Annotated in this window: 15 protein-coding genes and 1 riboswitch; of the genes, 8 read left to right on the top strand and 7 right to left on the bottom strand. The window is 34.3% G+C overall.

The genetic code is table 11. The features are described 5' to 3' along the window. Positions 1 to 219: 219 nt before the first annotated feature. Positions 220 to 633: a general stress protein gene (locus BJG89_RS13260; protein ID WP_096811037.1), complete on the bottom strand. Its 414-nt coding sequence runs from the start codon at positions 631 to 633 to the stop codon at positions 220 to 222. A gap of 226 nt (positions 634 to 859) precedes the next feature. Next, positions 860 to 962, top strand: a riboswitch (purine riboswitch). 245 nt (positions 963 to 1,207) lie between these two features. Here BJG89_RS13260 and xpt point away from each other — a divergent pair. The 4 genes from xpt to guaA are packed head-to-tail and all read left to right on the top strand — an operon-like array spanning position 1,208 to position 6,120. Continuing rightward, a complete protein-coding gene (gene xpt / locus BJG89_RS13255; RefSeq protein WP_096811036.1) occupies positions 1,208 to 1,789 on the top strand; it encodes a xanthine phosphoribosyltransferase in 582 nt (193 codons plus the stop codon). Beyond that, positions 1,786 to 3,054, top strand: a complete 1,269-nt coding sequence (gene pbuX / locus BJG89_RS13250) for a xanthine permease PbuX (protein ID WP_096811035.1) — start codon at positions 1,786 to 1,788, stop codon at positions 3,052 to 3,054. Before xpt ends, pbuX begins: the two co-directional genes overlap by 4 nt. Before the next feature lie 37 nt (positions 3,055 to 3,091). After that, positions 3,092 to 4,558: an IMP dehydrogenase gene (gene guaB / locus BJG89_RS13245; RefSeq protein WP_096811034.1), complete on the top strand. Its 1,467-nt coding sequence runs from the start codon at positions 3,092 to 3,094 to the stop codon at positions 4,556 to 4,558. Between the two features lie 20 nt (positions 4,559 to 4,578). After that, positions 4,579 to 6,120, top strand: coding sequence for a glutamine-hydrolyzing GMP synthase (guaA, locus tag BJG89_RS13240; RefSeq protein WP_096811033.1), 1,542 nt, complete (start codon positions 4,579 to 4,581; stop codon positions 6,118 to 6,120). 278 nt (positions 6,121 to 6,398) lie between these two features. Here the strand turns inward: guaA and BJG89_RS13235 are convergent, their stop codons facing one another. The 6 genes from BJG89_RS13235 to BJG89_RS13215 all read right to left on the bottom strand — a co-directional run bounded on the left by BJG89_RS13235 (position 6,399) and on the right by BJG89_RS13215 (position 10,019). Further along, positions 6,399 to 6,605 carry a hypothetical protein gene (locus tag BJG89_RS13235; protein WP_096811032.1) on the bottom strand — a complete coding sequence of 69 codons (207 nt, stop codon included), beginning with the start codon at positions 6,603 to 6,605 and terminating at the stop codon, positions 6,399 to 6,401. A gap of 589 nt (positions 6,606 to 7,194) precedes the next feature. Continuing rightward, on the bottom strand, positions 7,195 to 7,422 hold the full coding sequence (locus BJG89_RS13230) for a hypothetical protein (protein WP_096811031.1): 228 nt from the start codon (positions 7,420 to 7,422) through the stop codon (positions 7,195 to 7,197). 436 nt (positions 7,423 to 7,858) lie between these two features. Further along, entirely contained in the window at positions 7,859 to 8,299 is a 441-nt protein-coding gene (locus tag BJG89_RS13225; protein WP_096811030.1) for a hypothetical protein, read from the bottom strand. Positions 8,300 to 8,663: 364 nt separating this feature from the next. Next, positions 8,664 to 8,831: a hypothetical protein gene (locus BJG89_RS14635; protein WP_096811029.1), complete on the bottom strand. Its 168-nt coding sequence runs from the start codon at positions 8,829 to 8,831 to the stop codon at positions 8,664 to 8,666. Positions 8,832 to 9,249: 418 nt separating this feature from the next. Further along, positions 9,250 to 9,372 (bottom strand): type I toxin-antitoxin system Fst family toxin, encoded by a 123-nt coding sequence (locus BJG89_RS14515; protein ID WP_411756568.1) that lies wholly within the window; start codon positions 9,370 to 9,372, stop codon positions 9,250 to 9,252. Between the two features lie 458 nt (positions 9,373 to 9,830). Beyond that, positions 9,831 to 10,019, bottom strand: a complete 189-nt coding sequence (locus BJG89_RS13215) for a hypothetical protein (protein ID WP_096811028.1) — start codon at positions 10,017 to 10,019, stop codon at positions 9,831 to 9,833. Positions 10,020 to 10,210: 191 nt separating this feature from the next. Here BJG89_RS13215 and BJG89_RS13210 point away from each other — a divergent pair, with 191 nt between their 5' ends. The 4 genes from BJG89_RS13210 (at position 10,211) to BJG89_RS13190 (ending at position 15,517) form a co-directional block, all read left to right on the top strand. Then, on the top strand, positions 10,211 to 10,405 hold the full coding sequence (locus BJG89_RS13210) for a hypothetical protein (RefSeq protein ID WP_096811027.1): 195 nt from the start codon (positions 10,211 to 10,213) through the stop codon (positions 10,403 to 10,405). A gap of 952 nt (positions 10,406 to 11,357) precedes the next feature. After that, the gene (locus BJG89_RS13200; protein WP_096811025.1) at positions 11,358 to 12,653 is read left to right on the top strand and encodes a uracil/xanthine transporter; all 1,296 of its coding nucleotides are present in this window, start codon (positions 11,358 to 11,360) and stop codon (positions 12,651 to 12,653) included. Positions 12,654 to 12,717: 64 nt separating this feature from the next. After that, positions 12,718 to 14,331, top strand: a complete 1,614-nt coding sequence (gene ggt, locus BJG89_RS13195; RefSeq protein ID WP_157772559.1) for a gamma-glutamyltransferase — start codon at positions 12,718 to 12,720, stop codon at positions 14,329 to 14,331. Between the two features lie 13 nt (positions 14,332 to 14,344). Next, positions 14,345 to 15,517 carry a cupin domain-containing protein gene (locus tag BJG89_RS13190; RefSeq protein ID WP_096811023.1) on the top strand — a complete coding sequence of 391 codons (1,173 nt, stop codon included), beginning with the start codon at positions 14,345 to 14,347 and terminating at the stop codon, positions 15,515 to 15,517. Positions 15,518 to 15,672: the final 155 nt, after the last annotated feature.

The following is a 15,672-nucleotide window of genomic DNA, read 5'->3' as shown; positions in this document are numbered from 1 at the left end:
AATAATTTTATGCGTTGAAGAAGTCAAAGAGGGCCGAGACAGAAATCAAAGTAATTAAATTGATTTCTGTCTCGGCCCTAATAAAGGTGGCTAAAATTTTAAAATATCATATATGTATATTTTAAAAATGAGCCACTTATCATATAAGTTTAGTATATTGATATAAACATAGGTCTACCATTACTTAAGCCACTCAACGAGTATGAATGATTAAGAAGGTTAAGATTTTGGTCCTTCGGTCTCTTCTGAATAATGCGTGCCTTCAAAAAGATCAGTAGCATAAGCAGCGTTGGCTTCTTGAACTTCTTCATGAGAAGAACGATCCTTAGCAGCGATAATAAGATAATTATTATCTAAAATTTCTTTCTTATAACGCTCTTTATCATAATCACTAATATCATAATAAGATAAAACCACTTCTTCGCCATCTTCGCCAGTTAAAATTTTAGCCATTTTGTCACTAAATGAACCGCTTGTAGCTGTTAAGTTCACTTCAGAATCGTGTAATTCTTCGAAATGCAATTTAGTCTTACTTATAACTGAAATTTCGGATTCAGCATATCCTTCAGAAAGTTTCTTTTCAATTGTAGGCAGTATTTCTTCTCTACTTTGTATGATTGTAAAATCAGCCATTGTTTGTCCCTCCGTCCGTTTTTCTATTACTTCTATAATGTGTTCCCTATTAATGATTAGATAAAACGAATACAATTTTATTATATAATGAAGTTACGCATCTGACAATCTTGATTTTACAGTAAAGAAAACGTTTACTAAAGTACATATTTAATAATAAATCTATCTTTTTAAAACGCTTACTTATAATAATTGTATTGAAAACAACGCGAAAATTTGCTATCATCAGTTAATAATTTATCTAACTCATATAATCTAGAGGATACGGCTCTAGAAGTTTCTACCATGTTGCCATTAACGACATGACTATGAGTAACCAATACAATACGAGACATTCAACTTCAATCGTTTTAAAGTATGATTTGGGAAATGTACCTTTTAATTAGCACACTTATAAACCATTGTTGTTTTTCATTTTTACATAAATAGGGAAATGAATGTAGAAGCATTGATTAATGCAGCGCAAGTTGTAAGTTGAACATCACTTCTTTATAGTATTGCACGTTCACTCATAGATCCTGAAACTAGGTTAGTTTAGGATTTTTTTTGTATACAAAATGAGGAGGTTTTTTGAGTGGATTTGTTAAAACGGAAAGTTGAGGCAGACGGCGTTGTTATTGATGAGAAGATTTTGAAGGTAGATGGATTTCTAAATCATCAAATTGATGCAAAGCTGATGCACGACGTAGGGCTAACGTTTTATAATCAATTTAAAGATGAAGGGGTTACTAAAGTATTAACCATTGAAGCATCTGGTATTGCACCAGCGATTATGGCAGCGATGCATTTTGATGTACCGTGTTTATTTGCTAAAAAAGCAAAACCAAGTACATTAACCAAAGAGGCTTACTACGCTGATATCCATTCATTCACCAAAAATACGACAAGTACTGTTATGGTTTCAGATGAATTTTTAGATAAAAATGATCGAGTATTAATCATAGACGATTTCTTAGCTAATGGCGATGCATCGTTAGGATTAAATGAGATTGTTAAACAAGCAAATGCTGAAACTATAGGTGTTGGCATTGTAGTGGAAAAAAGTTTTCAACCAGGGAGAGCGCGTTTGGAAAAAGCTGGGTTGAAAGTTTCATCCCTATGTAAAGTTGCTTCTCTTAGTGGTAATAAAGTGACATTTGTTGAGGAACAATCATGAAAACCTTTATTTTAAGTTTACAACATCTCTTAGCGATGTACGCTGGTGCAATTCTTGTACCGATAATTGTCGGGACGAGCTTAGACTTCACGCCAGAACAAATTGCATTTTTAGTTACTGTAGATATTTTTATGTGCGGTGTGGCTACATTTTTGCAAGTGTGGAAAGGGACAGGTACTGGTTTACCCATTGTCTTAGGCTGCACATTCACTGCAGTTGCGCCGATGATTTTAATTGGCCAAACGAAAGGCATAGGCGACTTATATGGTTCCCTCTTTTTATCAGGTATATTAGTCGTTATAATCGCACCATTCTTTTCTTATTTAGTTAAATTCTTCCCGCCTGTTGTAACAGGTAGTGTGGTTACTATCATAGGTATTAATTTAATGCCAGTAGCAATGAATTATTTGGCGGGCGGAGAAGACGCTAAAAACTTTGGTGACGCTAAGCATATCATGCTCGGTGTTATCACATTAATTGTCATATTAATTGTACAACGCTTTACAGTCGGTTTCTTAAAATCGATTGCCATATTGATTGGTTTGGTTGTTGGCACCGTCTTAGCTTCAACGTTTGGCATTGTAGACGTTAAACAAGTTGGAGAAGCCCATTGGTTTGCATTGCCACAACCGTTTAGATTTTCAACATTCAGTTTTGATTTTGGTGCAACTTTAGTGTTCTTTATCGTTGCATTAGTCAGCTTGATAGAATCAACAGGTGTTTACCACGCATTAAGTGAAATTACAGGGAAGCGCTTAGAGAGAAAAGATTTTCGTAAAGGCTATACTGCTGAAGGTATCGCGATTATTTTAGGCTCTATTTTTAATGCATTTCCGTATACAGCATATTCTCAAAACGTGGGACTAGTATCATTATCAGGCGCTAAAAAGAATAAAGTCATTTATGGTATGGTCATCCTACTCATCATTTGTGGCTGTATTCCTAAATTAGGTGCTTTAGCTAATATGATCCCGCTGCCTGTATTAGGCGGCGCGATGATAGCTATGTTTGGCATGGTAATGGCATATGGTGTTAGTATATTAGGTAATATTAATTTCAAGAATCAAAATAATTTGTTGGTTATTGCGGTATCAGTTGGACTAGGAACGGGTATAAGTGCAGTACCACAAGCATTTCAAGCTTTAGGCGACCAATTCGCATGGTTGACTCAAAATGGTATTGTACTTGGTGCTATTTCAGCAATTGTTTTGAATTTCTTTTTTAACGGCATTAAGAATCAACAAAATGTAGAAACTATGGAATAATGGAGCTATAAAACAAATATTAGGAGGCTGTATTCATATGTGGGAAAATAAATTTGAAAAAGAATCTTTAACTTTTGACGATGTGTTATTGTTGCCAGCAGAATCAGATGTATTACCGAAAGAAGTAGATTTAAGTGTTCAATTATCAGAAGGTATTAAACTGAATATTCCTGTTATTTCAGCAGGTATGGATACTGTAACGGAATCTAAAATGGCTATCTCAATGGCGAGACAAGGTGGCCTAGGTGTTATTCATAAAAACATGAATATCGAAGATCAAGCAGATGAAGTCCAAAAAGTGAAACGTTCCGAAAATGGTGTCATTTCAAATCCGTTCTTCTTAACGCCAGAAGAAAGTGTGTTTGAAGCAGAGGCATTAATGGGCAAATACCGCATTTCAGGTGTGCCAATTGTAAATAATGAAGAAGATAAAACATTAGTTGGTATTTTGACTAATCGTGACTTACGTTTTATTGAAGATTTTTCTATAAAAATTTCAGATGTTATGACGAAAGAAAATTTAATCACAGCCCCAGTTGGTACTACACTAGATGAAGCAGAAGAATTATTACAACAACATAAAATTGAGAAGTTACCTTTAGTTAAGGACGGGAAATTAGAAGGTTTAATCACAATTAAAGATATTGAAAAAGTACTTGAATTCCCAAATTCTGCTAAAGATAAACTTGGCAGACTATTAGTAGGCGCAGCAATCGGCATCGCAAAAGATACCGATATCCGTGCTGAAAAATTAGTTGAAGCTGGCGTAGACGCATTAGTTATTGATACAGCTCACGGACACTCTAAAGGCGTATTAGAACAAGTTAAACATATTAAAGAAAAATTCCCACAAGTTACATTAATTGCCGGAAACGTAGCTACTGCTGCAGGTACGAAAGCTTTATATGAAGCGGGTGCTGATGTTGTTAAAGTTGGTATCGGTCCTGGTTCAATTTGTACAACACGTGTTGTTGCAGGCGTTGGTGTACCACAAATTACAGCAGTGTACGACTGTGCTTCAGAAGCGCGTAAACAAGGTAAAGCGATTATCGCTGATGGTGGTATTAAATTCTCAGGTGACATCATTAAAGCGCTAGCTGCTGGCGGACATGCAGTTATGTTAGGTAGCTTGCTTGCAGGTACTGAAGAAAGCCCAGGCGATACAGAAGTATTCCAAGGTAGACAATATAAAGTGTACAGAGGTATGGGCTCATTAGGTGCAATGGAAAGTGGTTCAAACGATCGTTATTTCCAAGAAGATAAAACACCGAAAAAATTCGTTCCAGAAGGTATTGAAGGACGTATTGCTTACAAAGGCCCATTACAAGACACAATTTATCAACTTATGGGCGGCGTAAGATCAGGTATGGGTTACACTGGTTCAAGTAACTTAGAAGCGTTAAGAGAAGAAGCTCAATTCACACGTATGGGACCAGCTGGTTTAGCAGAAAGCCACCCACATGATGTGCAAATTACAAAAGAATCACCCAATTATTCATTCTAAGTTAAAGGAGATTTAAATCTATGGAAATGGCGAAAGAGCAAGAGCTCATACTTGTTTTAGACTTTGGTAGCCAATATAACCAATTAATCACACGTCGTATACGTGAAATGGGCGTATATAGTGAGTTACATGACCATGAAATTAGTATTGAAGAAATTAAACGTTTGAACCCGAAAGGTATTATCCTTTCAGGAGGACCTAATTCAGTATATGAGGAAGATTCATTCACAATTGATCCAGAAATTTACAATTTAGGCGTGCCTATTTTAGGCATTTGTTATGGTATGCAACTAACTACTAAGTTATTAGGTGGAAAAGTTGAACGCGCTAATGAACGCGAATATGGTAAAGCTGTGATTAACGCTAAGACAGATGAGTTATTCTTTGGATTACCTGAAGAACAAAATGTGTGGATGAGTCATTCAGACAAAGTCATCGAAATTCCAGAAGGCTTTGAAGTGATTGCAGACAGTCCAAGTACAAACTATGCAGCAATTGAAGACAAATCGCGTCGTATCTATGGCGTACAATTCCACCCAGAAGTACGCCACACAGAATTTGGCAACGATTTACTGCGTAACTTCGTACGCCGTGTGTGTGACTGTACAGGTGAATGGTCAATGGAAAACTTTATCGATATTGAGGTAGAGAAAATTCGTGGGCTCGTTGGTGACCGTAGAGTACTTTGCGCAATGAGTGGTGGCGTGGATTCATCCGTTGTTGCAGTGCTATTACACAAAGCAATCGGAGACCAATTGACATGTATATTTGTAGACCATGGTTTATTGCGTAAGGGCGAAGGCGACATGGTCATGGAACAATTCGGTGAAGGTTTTAACATGAATATTATTCGTGTTAATGCTCAAGAACGTTTTATGAGTAAATTACAAGGCGTATCAGACCCAGAACAAAAACGTAAAATCATCGGTAACGAATTCGTTTATGTCTTCGATGATGAAGCATCTAAACTAGAAGGTGTAGACTTCTTAGCACAAGGCACGTTGTACACAGATGTTATCGAGTCAGGCACGAAGACAGCACAAACGATTAAATCTCATCACAATGTAGGTGGATTGCCAGAAGATATGGAATTCCAATTAATTGAACCAATTAATACATTATTTAAAGATGAAGTACGTGAATTAGGTATTGAATTAGGCATTCCAGAACACTTAGTATGGAGACAACCATTCCCAGGACCAGGTTTAGGGATTCGTGTACTGGGTGAAATTACAGAAGATAAACTTGAAATCGTACGCGAATCAGATGCGATTTTAAGACAAGTCATCCGTGAAGAAGGTCTTGAACGTGAGGTTTGGCAATATTTTACTGTCTTACCGGGTATTCAATCAGTAGGTGTTATGGGAGATTACCGTACGTATGATCACACTGTAGGTATCCGCGCAGTGACATCTATTGATGGTATGACAAGTGACTTTGCCCGCATTGACTGGGAAGTCTTACAGAAAATTTCAAGCCGCATCGTAAATGAAGTAGACCACGTTAACCGCGTTGTCTATGATATTACTTCTAAACCACCAAGCACAATCGAGTGGGAATAATAGTATAGAATGATGAAACCCCTTAGGCATAGGCTTAAGGGGGTGTTTTTGTGTGGTTCTTTATCAAAGAGGATGGATACAATTTTTTGATTACCAGATTTCGTAAAATGCTCTTATTTATTCTTTTCGAATCCGCAAATAATACGTATAAGAAGTATCACAAATATAACCGGCACAAAAATAGATACTACTAATAATGGGATAGCCATAAGTAGATCATTATAATCATATTTATAATGAATTGCCGAATTTCATAATCTGCTCCCAAAAAAGTTATATTATTTCTTTTTATAGTCATCTATAGTAATGCCATTATTCTTAACTTGTTTACTGTTTGCTCTAATTAATAAAATAGCATTTACTAGAATTAAAGTGGCTAGCGTTATTGATACTGGTAAATTCAAAGTATTAAAGAAATTTACTATTATTAAGATAATCATTAGGAGAATGTTGAGTGTGTGATGCACAATCATTGCTTTATTCATTTAAACTTTTCCTTTCTTTTTCTTTATGCAATATGCTCTTAAAATTAAGTCTACGATGTATAGTAAAATTTAAAGTAGCGTGTATGTGTACTGAAGTGCGTAGTTATGACTACTATTTGTTCTTCTTATTTTCAATTTTACTTTTACGTTTTAAAAGGTTACTTAATAACCTTGATATTTTCCATTCAAAAAAACTTGCTATAGCTACAACTATATCTATTGTTTTAATCACTAAACCAATAAGTATATCCAATTTTAGAACCTCTTTATATTTTTATGGCCATTTCGTACAATGTGTTCGATTATAGACACGTTAATTGGCTATTTAAAATAACTTGAGTATATTGCAATACCAATGAAAGCAGAAGCGATAAACCCATTACCAATGAAAGCGATATAAAATGTTTTCTTAGTCATAGGTCTAAGTCCGTTGGGCTTTACTTATTTTTTATTTTCCCAAAGAAATACGAATGTCCAAAAATAAACATAACCCATTATAAAAATAACCCCTAAAACAATAGCGACTGGTAAACGCATAGTAAATATCCTTTATGTATCATCAATTTAGTTTTTATTTAATGACACGGTCTCACCTTGAATTGTTTTTGGTTTTAGAAATCATATATGTATTTAAAAATAGTGTTAACATAGATGTAAAAATCATTAAACTGAATATAGATAAAGATAATGCAAGTATACTATCTTTGGTTAATATATTATAAATTGATAGTGCGATAAAAAATATATGCATAGGTAAGATAGTGAGGAAAATTGCTTTAATATTTGAGTTGCTTGTTCTCAATTTATCGTCTTTCATACCAATGCTCCTTGTCGCTTTTTAATAAACTACTTTGAAATAAGGCGTGTGTACGCAGAAATTCAAAGTGGTTTGTTATTTGATTTATTGTGCTTTATCCTTACCTTTTTTCCTTACGTTTAAATAGCTTGCCAATATATAATAAACTTTCTGGGATGACGCTCAATATGAAATCAATTGCTTTTATTAATATAGCTATGATCGTTTCCAATTTAAGACTCCTTTATGAAAGTGATTATTACGTCGTTTTATGTAATTTGTTCTTGAAATATTTCGCTTCAGCATATAGCACAAATTACTACAAGATATGCCATTTGATTGATAGAATGCTACCATTTTTCAGTAACAGAATAGGTTTGCTAGTTCAGAACGATTTAAATTCTTTTTGTAACGCTCATATTATAGATCAGGAGCATGAACGAAATTAAAGGTAGGTTTAGTAAAGCCAATGTAGATTTTGTGTTTCTACAGTGTTTAAGTTAAATAATTTTGGATGGCCATTTATTCGTTCTTTGTAATAGGAGAAATACTTTGTATTTCTAACTAAAATATCCATGCCAGAGGGTGTGATAAGAGTGGCGCTAAATTTAATAATTAATAGGTCTGAATCTAAATATAACACCTTCCACTTACTAGTAAATGGTTTTAACCATCCTTTGCCTCTCCAAATAAATGACTCATTACGAAGTTTGTCATAGCCAGTAATACTTTTCAATTTATGATTTTTCTTATATTCTACTAAATCATTAAAAATGAGTGGAACATCCTTATGTAATGAATAAGTAACGGTAGGATTTTTATTTTTATCCGATTTCCACATGCTAAATGAAGTAGCAACAATTTTCCATTTTCCAGGAAGGTGTTTTTTATAATTCATAGGCTGTCACCTTTTCGCTAATTAAATTTGATTTTACAGCTAAACGCGGTACCAAAACTATAACAAAGGCATAGTTTATTAAGGCTTGCTTACCAAGTAGGATTATTTATGTGTATCTTCTATCGACAGACCATCTTCTCTTACTTTTTTACTATTAGTTCTGAATGAAAGCATAGCATTACTGAAAAATACAACGGTTTATATGATCGAAGTAGTTAGACCGCCAATATCTAAAAAATTCAAAGCGATTAGCGTCATCATAAGTACAATGTTGACTGTGTGGTGTAAGTATATCGCTTTATTCATTGTTTCCCTTCTAAATAAATGTTTGAATGAATCGCCATGACTAATCAATCTTTTAATTTCAAGATTGCGTTTTAACTTTATTATAAAGTATACCTACGCCATAACCACTGTAACCTATTTGATAATCAAATTTGAGAATTTCGATATAAGGGTTTTCTTCTAAAAATTCATTTACTTTTTTATTTAAGCCTTTTTCTGTCATCGCAGTAAAGTTTATAAATTTCATATGTGAACTCCTTTGCTATTGCTTGTTATTTTTATTATATTATACTCTGTTTTACCAAATTATTGTGCACAGTTTAAACCTAAAACTAATTACCTTAAACCATAACAAAATGTAAAGATTTAGCATAGTACTATTATTTTTGAAGGTATCATGAATAGCTTTCGAATTTTTGACCAAATCATTGGACTAGGGGTTTTTAATTTTTGTTATTAAATCGCTATTTTAATAGGTGTCTGACAAGAGGAAATACAGTCATTATTTGTTGTGAATAATATCTTAAAGTGATTTGTATCGTTAACATAGAGAAGTAAACGTCAAAAAACGAGATAGTATAGTTGTAAAAAAGAGATATGATGATGGAATGCTATACCATTTTGCGTTCACCAGCCCCATCACGCGGTGCGATAGTGAGGGGTTTTTAGGTGTTGACTGATAAAGCCGCCTGTTTTTCCTTCTTGTTGTGATTGCACACCCAATGCGTAAAATATGAAACGATACAACCGCTAATTGTTGTGATAATGATATGAACAAAGATGTTCATCAGCATAGCACCTCATCTCTACGTCAATTTGACGCCTGAGAGATAAGCGATTTCATTATTATACTGTCTTTAAATGAGAAAAATATTCCGTTTTTGATAAATGGGCTTGTAATCCATTTTTCTTTCTGTAAAACTAACTGATTTTAGTGATAGAAATAGAATGAACCACTTCCATAAAAATCAACTTGAGCAGGTCATAAATATTTAAAATTTAGGGGGATAGCTAAATACGAATGAAGTATTTTCAAAAATATAAAGCGCTAGAAAAAGTATTTTTCCGAATATATTGTATTGAGAAAATAGTTTGCTCAGATAGAAAAATCCTGCTTTATTTAAAAGGTAAAGCATCAAACGTTAACATAAATAAAAGTAAATCTGCCACTAAATATCTTTACTAATTAACGTGCAAATAACTATCCACTCAATTTTACTTACAAATTAGAAAATAGACATCTTCACTAATAATATAACCCTATAGCCATGATGGCATATAAACACCACATAAAGCGAAATTGTTTACCATTCATAGGTGCTGCGTCTTCAGTTCTCGACTTTTTAATCAGCTTATTTTGTAATAGTATAGTTGAATTTGAAGCTGATACATAAACGAAAACAATACCGAAAAGTACGAGTAGCAATGGGTCCATATTAATCCTCCAATACCATTAAATTAAGGTGAAATATTTATAAAGTTTAAAACATTTAGCATTCATTTTAAAATAACATAGATAGTGTTCAATGATAATAAATATTTAAATTAATATTTATAAAATATTTGTTTTTAAAAATATTATGGTAACATGTGGGTTGAATTAAATGACACGCAGGGGGGGACATCATGGGTTTAGTACTATGGATTATCGTTTTAATTGTGAATTTTGTGGAAGCTTTGTATTTGTTAGTTCAGTACATTAGATTGAAAATGCGTAACGCACCAGACCAAGCGTATAAAGACTTAGTAAGTTCACCACTGTGGTTGCTCTCATTAATTATTTCAATTATATTATTTATCATTGGAAATATATTAAGCTAAAAATAAATGAGGGGTGACGAGATGGGATATTATTTTACGGGAAATAAAGTAATCATATATTTATTAACTTTAGTCTTATTACAAAAAATTATTTTTAGCGTATTTGGTATTCAAGGATTTTCCATAATAAGTTATGTCATACATATTTTACTGATCTCACTAGGGTTAGTTATCATTGGTATCTATTCGATTTTTAGAAAACTTGATCATTAGCCTACAGATTTCGCGTTCATTTTGTTATAGGAATGATACTTTATTAATATAACGCAATGTGGAGGTCTAACATGAAATTATCATCTATATGAATCAGTATCATGACGGGATGAATTATGTTTTTAGTAACCTTTTACACGGGTAACCAAGATTTATTAACCTCAAGCATAGTAGGCGTTGTAGGTTTAATTGGAAACATACTGATAGGAATTGATGTCAAAAAGAGATTGTAGTTATTAACATTCTAACAATGGCAAACTTGGGGCTAGGACAAATGATAAACTGTACACAGTCAAGCTCGGACAACTAAATAATTAAAATAACTTAACGGTCGCATTCATAGCTAAGCTATGGATTCGGCCATTTTTAATGTTATTCGATTAGTATTATAAAAATAGATATGATTAGTTAATTCAATTACTGCGTGTTCATAATTTTTAAAGATAAAATTCTTTTTACCTTTATAGGTTTCACTTTTCAGTGACTACTTTAAAGGGGGCATACCATGGATGTCTCAGACTTATATTTTTGTGGAAAGTAAATAAATATTAAAGGTGCGATATCATGCTTTCTTTTAACCTGATTTATCATTTTAGATGCGTGAGATTGACATTTAATTTTCGAAATAAGACGTTAGTTTGATTACTATCATTTTTATTACATTTGTTTATTAAAACAAACTAGTCATGTTTTGAAAAATTGTAATACGTCAATATCTAAATCAAAGGGGGAGATTGGGATGGATAAAAATCTGAAAGATAAAACAAATTGGCTAGGGGGATTGCAATGGTTTTTCTTCATCTTTGCAAACATTGTAATCATACCTCTAACGATTGGAGAAGCATTCCATTTAAGCCAAGATAAAGTAGTCGCTACATTACAATATTCATTTGTGATTACTGGGATTGCTTGTTTGTTTCAAGCATTTTTTGGACATCGCAGAGCAATTATGGAAGGCCAATCCGGTCTATGGTGGGGGATTATTTTAACGCTAGTAACCACATCTGCTGCTCAAGGTATATCATTACAAGAATTGGGCGGTAGTTTAGCTGTGGGCATTTTTATTTCTTCAATTATTACCATGCTCATTGGATTAACTGGCCTTGGCCCGATGATTGCAAAATGGTTTAATTCTGGGGTCATGGGAACGTTTATGTTACTTTTTGGATTTACATTAATTAATATCTTTTTGAAAGGTATGCTTGGACTCCCATTTGGGAACCAAACTTCTAAAATTGATTTACCTATTGCGTTACTTTCATTTATTATCGCGATTATCGTAATTATTTTTAATATTAAAGCTTCAGCAAACATTCGTAGTTATGGCCTTTTAATAGGTATTATAATAGGCTGGATTGCCTTTGTACTTATTTTTGGTACAAATAAAAACATGGGTAGTGCATCATTTAGCTTTACATGGTTCCCTTTAGGTCATCCTAGGTTTAATTTGGGCATTATTACGACTGCGGTGATAACAGGTTTGTTGAACTTAGCAAATACATTTGGTGCTTTGAAAGGTACTGATGATATGTACGAGAAAGAAACGACACGTAAACAATATCGCCATTCTATTACAATTAGTGGTTTTTTTACTGGTATCGCCGGGTTCTTAGGTGTTGTGCCTTATGCACCATTTGTATCCTCAATCGGGTTTTTAAAACAAACACAAATTATTACTAAGTTGCCATTTATTATTGGAAGTATCATCTTTTTATTAATTGGTTTGATCCCTCCTATAGGCGAATTTTTCTCAACAATCCCGTTGAGTATAGGTAGTGCAGTATTATTTGTTGCATATTTACAATTACTTAATTCTTCATTTGATTTCTTTAAAAAATTAAAATTTAACTCACTTAATATTTACCGTGCAGCGATTCCAGTGTTCGTTGGGACTGTAGTTATGATATTACCTCCAGAGACGTTTTCATCTATTCCAAGTATTATTCGTCCGATATTAAGTAACGGCTTATTAGTCGGTATTATTTTATCTTTATTACTAGAAAATATAATTCAATGGGATAATATAAAAGAATAAAATGTTTTGAAAATTTTTAAAACGGATAGATATAAAATAGGTTCTTTATAAGGGGATGAGGAATATGGATAATATGATTGATCCACGTATTGGGCAACCATTTGTTTCCAAAAACGCAGCTGTTGCATCGCCTAATAATTTAGCAACGGTAGCAGGAAACAAAATTATGCAACAAGGTGGAAACGCAATTGATGCTATGGTGGCGGTGAATGCCACATTAGGTGTCGTGTTCCCGCATATGACTGGAGCTGGGGGAGACGCTTTTTGGCTCATTTACGATGCTAAGACTCAGCAACAATACGTTTTAAATGCTAGTGGACATTCAGTCAATGATGTAGATATTGAGCATTATCAACAGCAAGATTTTATTGATAATAGAGGGATCAACGCAGCAATTACAGTACCTGGCGCAGTTGATGGTTGGTATGAAGCGCATAAACGATTCGGTAAATTATCATTTGCTGAATGTTTAGCACCAGCAATAGAATATGCTAGAGACGGATTTCCTGTGAGTGAGTCATTCGCACAATTTTCAGACGAAAAATTAAATATTTTAAGAAGATACGACGAAACTTCTAAAATATTTTTAAAAGACCAGGTATCTCCTTATTTGGAAGGAGATATTTTTTATAATCGTGATTTAGCAAATACACTTGAAGAAATAGCTGAAAAAGGTAGTAAAGCATTTTATCAAGGAGATATTGCAGATAAAATCGTGAATTATATGGAGAAAGAGAAAGGTTATATTACGCGAAATGATTTACGCAAACATCAATCACAATGGGAAGACCCGCTATTTATTAACTACAATGGTAAAACTGTAAGCTCGTTACCACCGAACTCAGATGGCATGGCTACACTTCAAATTTTAGGCATGCTTGATAACATTGCCAACGAAGAATTAGATAAAAGTAGCGAAGATTTTATCAATTGGTTTACTCGAGCAACCGTACTTGCTTTTGAAGACCGTAATGCTTACCTCACGGATCCAGACTTCAAGGATGTGCCCACTGATAAACTCCTAGATGCACAATATATCTCAGAACGCGCAGAAAGATTACAACAAGAATCTAAGCAAAAACCACCAGAAGAAGAAATTAATAGTGAAGGGGACACCACATTTAGTTGCGCTGCGGATAGCGAAGGCAATGTAGTTGGCGTCATCCAAAGTATATATTGGGAATGGGGTTCTGGTATTGTTCCAGAAGGCACAGGTTTCTTGCTTCAAAATAGAGGCGCCTTTTTCTCACTTGATAAAAATTCACCCAACCAATTAGAAGCCAATAAACGGCCTGGTCATACATTAACCTGTTCTATGGTTGAGGGCGATGACGGTCCTGAATTGATTGTAGGGGCTATGGGTGGTGATGGGCAGCCTCAAACCCAAGCGACTTTAATTCGTAGAGTAATCGTTGAAAGTAGAAATATTCAAGAAGCGATTGATCAACCACGATGGTTATTAGGTAGGACTTGGGGAGAAAAACATAATGGATTAAGACTTGAGGGCAGATTTGATAAAAGCCTTATTCAAAAACTAGAAAAATTAGGCCACGCTCATGTCACCTTGATTGATAGTTATAGTGATTTAGTTGGCCATGCACAAGGTATTCAAATATTTAAAGACCGTTTTGAATCTGGGGCAGACCCACGTTCACATGGTTTAGCATTAGGATATTAAGGGGGATTTTAGTATGAATAAAAATATAAATCATAACTCAACACCACATCCAATAAGAGGAGACAAAGGTGCAACAGACGAAGGACCAAGAAATATCGAAAGAGATCTTCAAAATCCAGATATGATCGTACCTCCAGCAACAGACGGCGGCACACTAGATAATATGAAATTTTCATATTCTGATACACATGTACGTATAGAGCACGGCGGTTGGTCTCGTGAAGTGACTGAACGTGAATTGCCTATTTCTAAACAAGTTGCTGGTGTTAACATGCGTTTGACACCTGGTGGCGTGCGTGAAATGCATTGGCACAAAGAAGCGGAATGGGCGTTTGTGATCAATGGCGATGTGCGTGTAACTTCAGTGGACCAAGATGGTAAAGTTTGGATTGATATCGTGCATGAAAATGAACTTTGGTATTTCCCAGCAGGCATCCCACATGCATTAAAAGGCATGGAAAATGGCGCTGAATTTATTCTAGTATTTGATAACGGAAGTTTTTCTGAAAATAGTACATTTTCAATTACAGATTGGTTCTCGTCTACACCCAATGATGTTTTAGCGAGCAATTTTGGTGTGTCATCAGAAACATTCGAAGATTTTCCACAAGGTGAAGCATACATCTATCAAGGTGAATTGCCAAGTAAGGAAGAGGAAGAAGCGATTTTGAATAAAGTTGAAAAATCTCCTAATCCATTTACCTTTAAACTAAAAGATGTAGAATCTGTTAAAACTTCTGGTGGAGAAGTTTGGATTGCAGATTCAAATAATTTTAAAGCATCAAAAACTGTAGCTGGCGCTTTAGTTGAAGTAGAACCAGGCGGCATTAGAGAAATGCACTGGCATCCTAATGCTTCAGAATGGCAGTACTATATCCAAGGTGAAGCAAAAATGACTGTCTTTGCTGCTGAAAGCCACGCGCGAACGTTTAATTATCAATCAGGAGATGTAGGCTATGTGCCATTTGCGATGGGTCATTATGTCCAAAATACGGGAGATACAACGTTGCGTTTCTTAGAAATGTTTAAAGACGATCACTTTGCCGATGTATCATTAAATCAATGGATGGCTAATACGCCTAAAGATTTACTGAAAGAACATCTACCTTTAGACGATGACTTTATCGAAAATAACTTGAGCCATGACAAACACCCTAATGTAAAATTCGATAAACAAGATGAATAAATTGGATGTCTAAATAACGTTTTAGACCTCTAGCCTCCGTGACTTAAGAGCGGTGTAAGCAATCAAATCTGAACTTTGTGTTTCTATTCCGCTCTTTTTGATTACTGATATTTAAATTAAAAAATTAAATTAGTGAGCATAACGTTTAAATCTTA

The sequence above is a fragment of the Staphylococcus nepalensis genome, from assembly GCF_002442935.1.
GTDB classification, from domain to species: Bacteria; Bacillota; Bacilli; order Staphylococcales; family Staphylococcaceae; genus Staphylococcus; species Staphylococcus nepalensis.
The sequence above is the reverse complement of the archived record's forward strand: the minus strand, read 5'-3'. Positions and strand labels throughout refer to the sequence as shown.

Bases quoted from the DNA above. Each gene is read 5' to 3' on its own strand.
- guaA (WP_096811033.1), top strand. From the start codon at position 4,579: ATGGAAATGGCGAAAGAGCAAGAGCTCATACTTGTTTTAGACTTTGGT.
- BJG89_RS14515 (WP_411756568.1), bottom strand. From the start codon at position 9,372: ATGAACATCTTTGTTCATATCATTATCACAACAATTAGCGGTTGTATC.
- BJG89_RS14635 (WP_096811029.1), bottom strand. From the start codon at position 8,831: ATGAAATTTATAAACTTTACTGCGATGACAGAAAAAGGCTTAAATAAA.
- BJG89_RS13200 (WP_096811025.1), top strand. From the start codon at position 11,358: ATGGATAAAAATCTGAAAGATAAAACAAATTGGCTAGGGGGATTGCAA.
- BJG89_RS13230 (WP_096811031.1), bottom strand. From the start codon at position 7,422: ATGAAAGACGATAAATTGAGAACAAGCAACTCAAATATTAAAGCAATT.
- BJG89_RS13225 (WP_096811030.1), bottom strand. From the start codon at position 8,299: ATGAATTATAAAAAACACCTTCCTGGAAAATGGAAAATTGTTGCTACT.
- BJG89_RS13260 (WP_096811037.1), bottom strand. From the start codon at position 633: ATGGCTGATTTTACAATCATACAAAGTAGAGAAGAAATACTGCCTACA.
- BJG89_RS13235 (WP_096811032.1), bottom strand. From the start codon at position 6,605: ATGAATAAAGCAATGATTGTGCATCACACACTCAACATTCTCCTAATG.
- BJG89_RS13215 (WP_096811028.1), bottom strand. From the start codon at position 10,019: ATGGACCCATTGCTACTCGTACTTTTCGGTATTGTTTTCGTTTATGTA.
- BJG89_RS13190 (WP_096811023.1), top strand. From the start codon at position 14,345: ATGAATAAAAATATAAATCATAACTCAACACCACATCCAATAAGAGGA.
- ggt (WP_157772559.1), top strand. From the start codon at position 12,718: ATGGATAATATGATTGATCCACGTATTGGGCAACCATTTGTTTCCAAA.
- pbuX (WP_096811035.1), top strand. From the start codon at position 1,786: ATGAAAACCTTTATTTTAAGTTTACAACATCTCTTAGCGATGTACGCT.
- BJG89_RS13210 (WP_096811027.1), top strand. From the start codon at position 10,211: ATGGGTTTAGTACTATGGATTATCGTTTTAATTGTGAATTTTGTGGAA.
- guaB (WP_096811034.1), top strand. From the start codon at position 3,092: ATGTGGGAAAATAAATTTGAAAAAGAATCTTTAACTTTTGACGATGTG.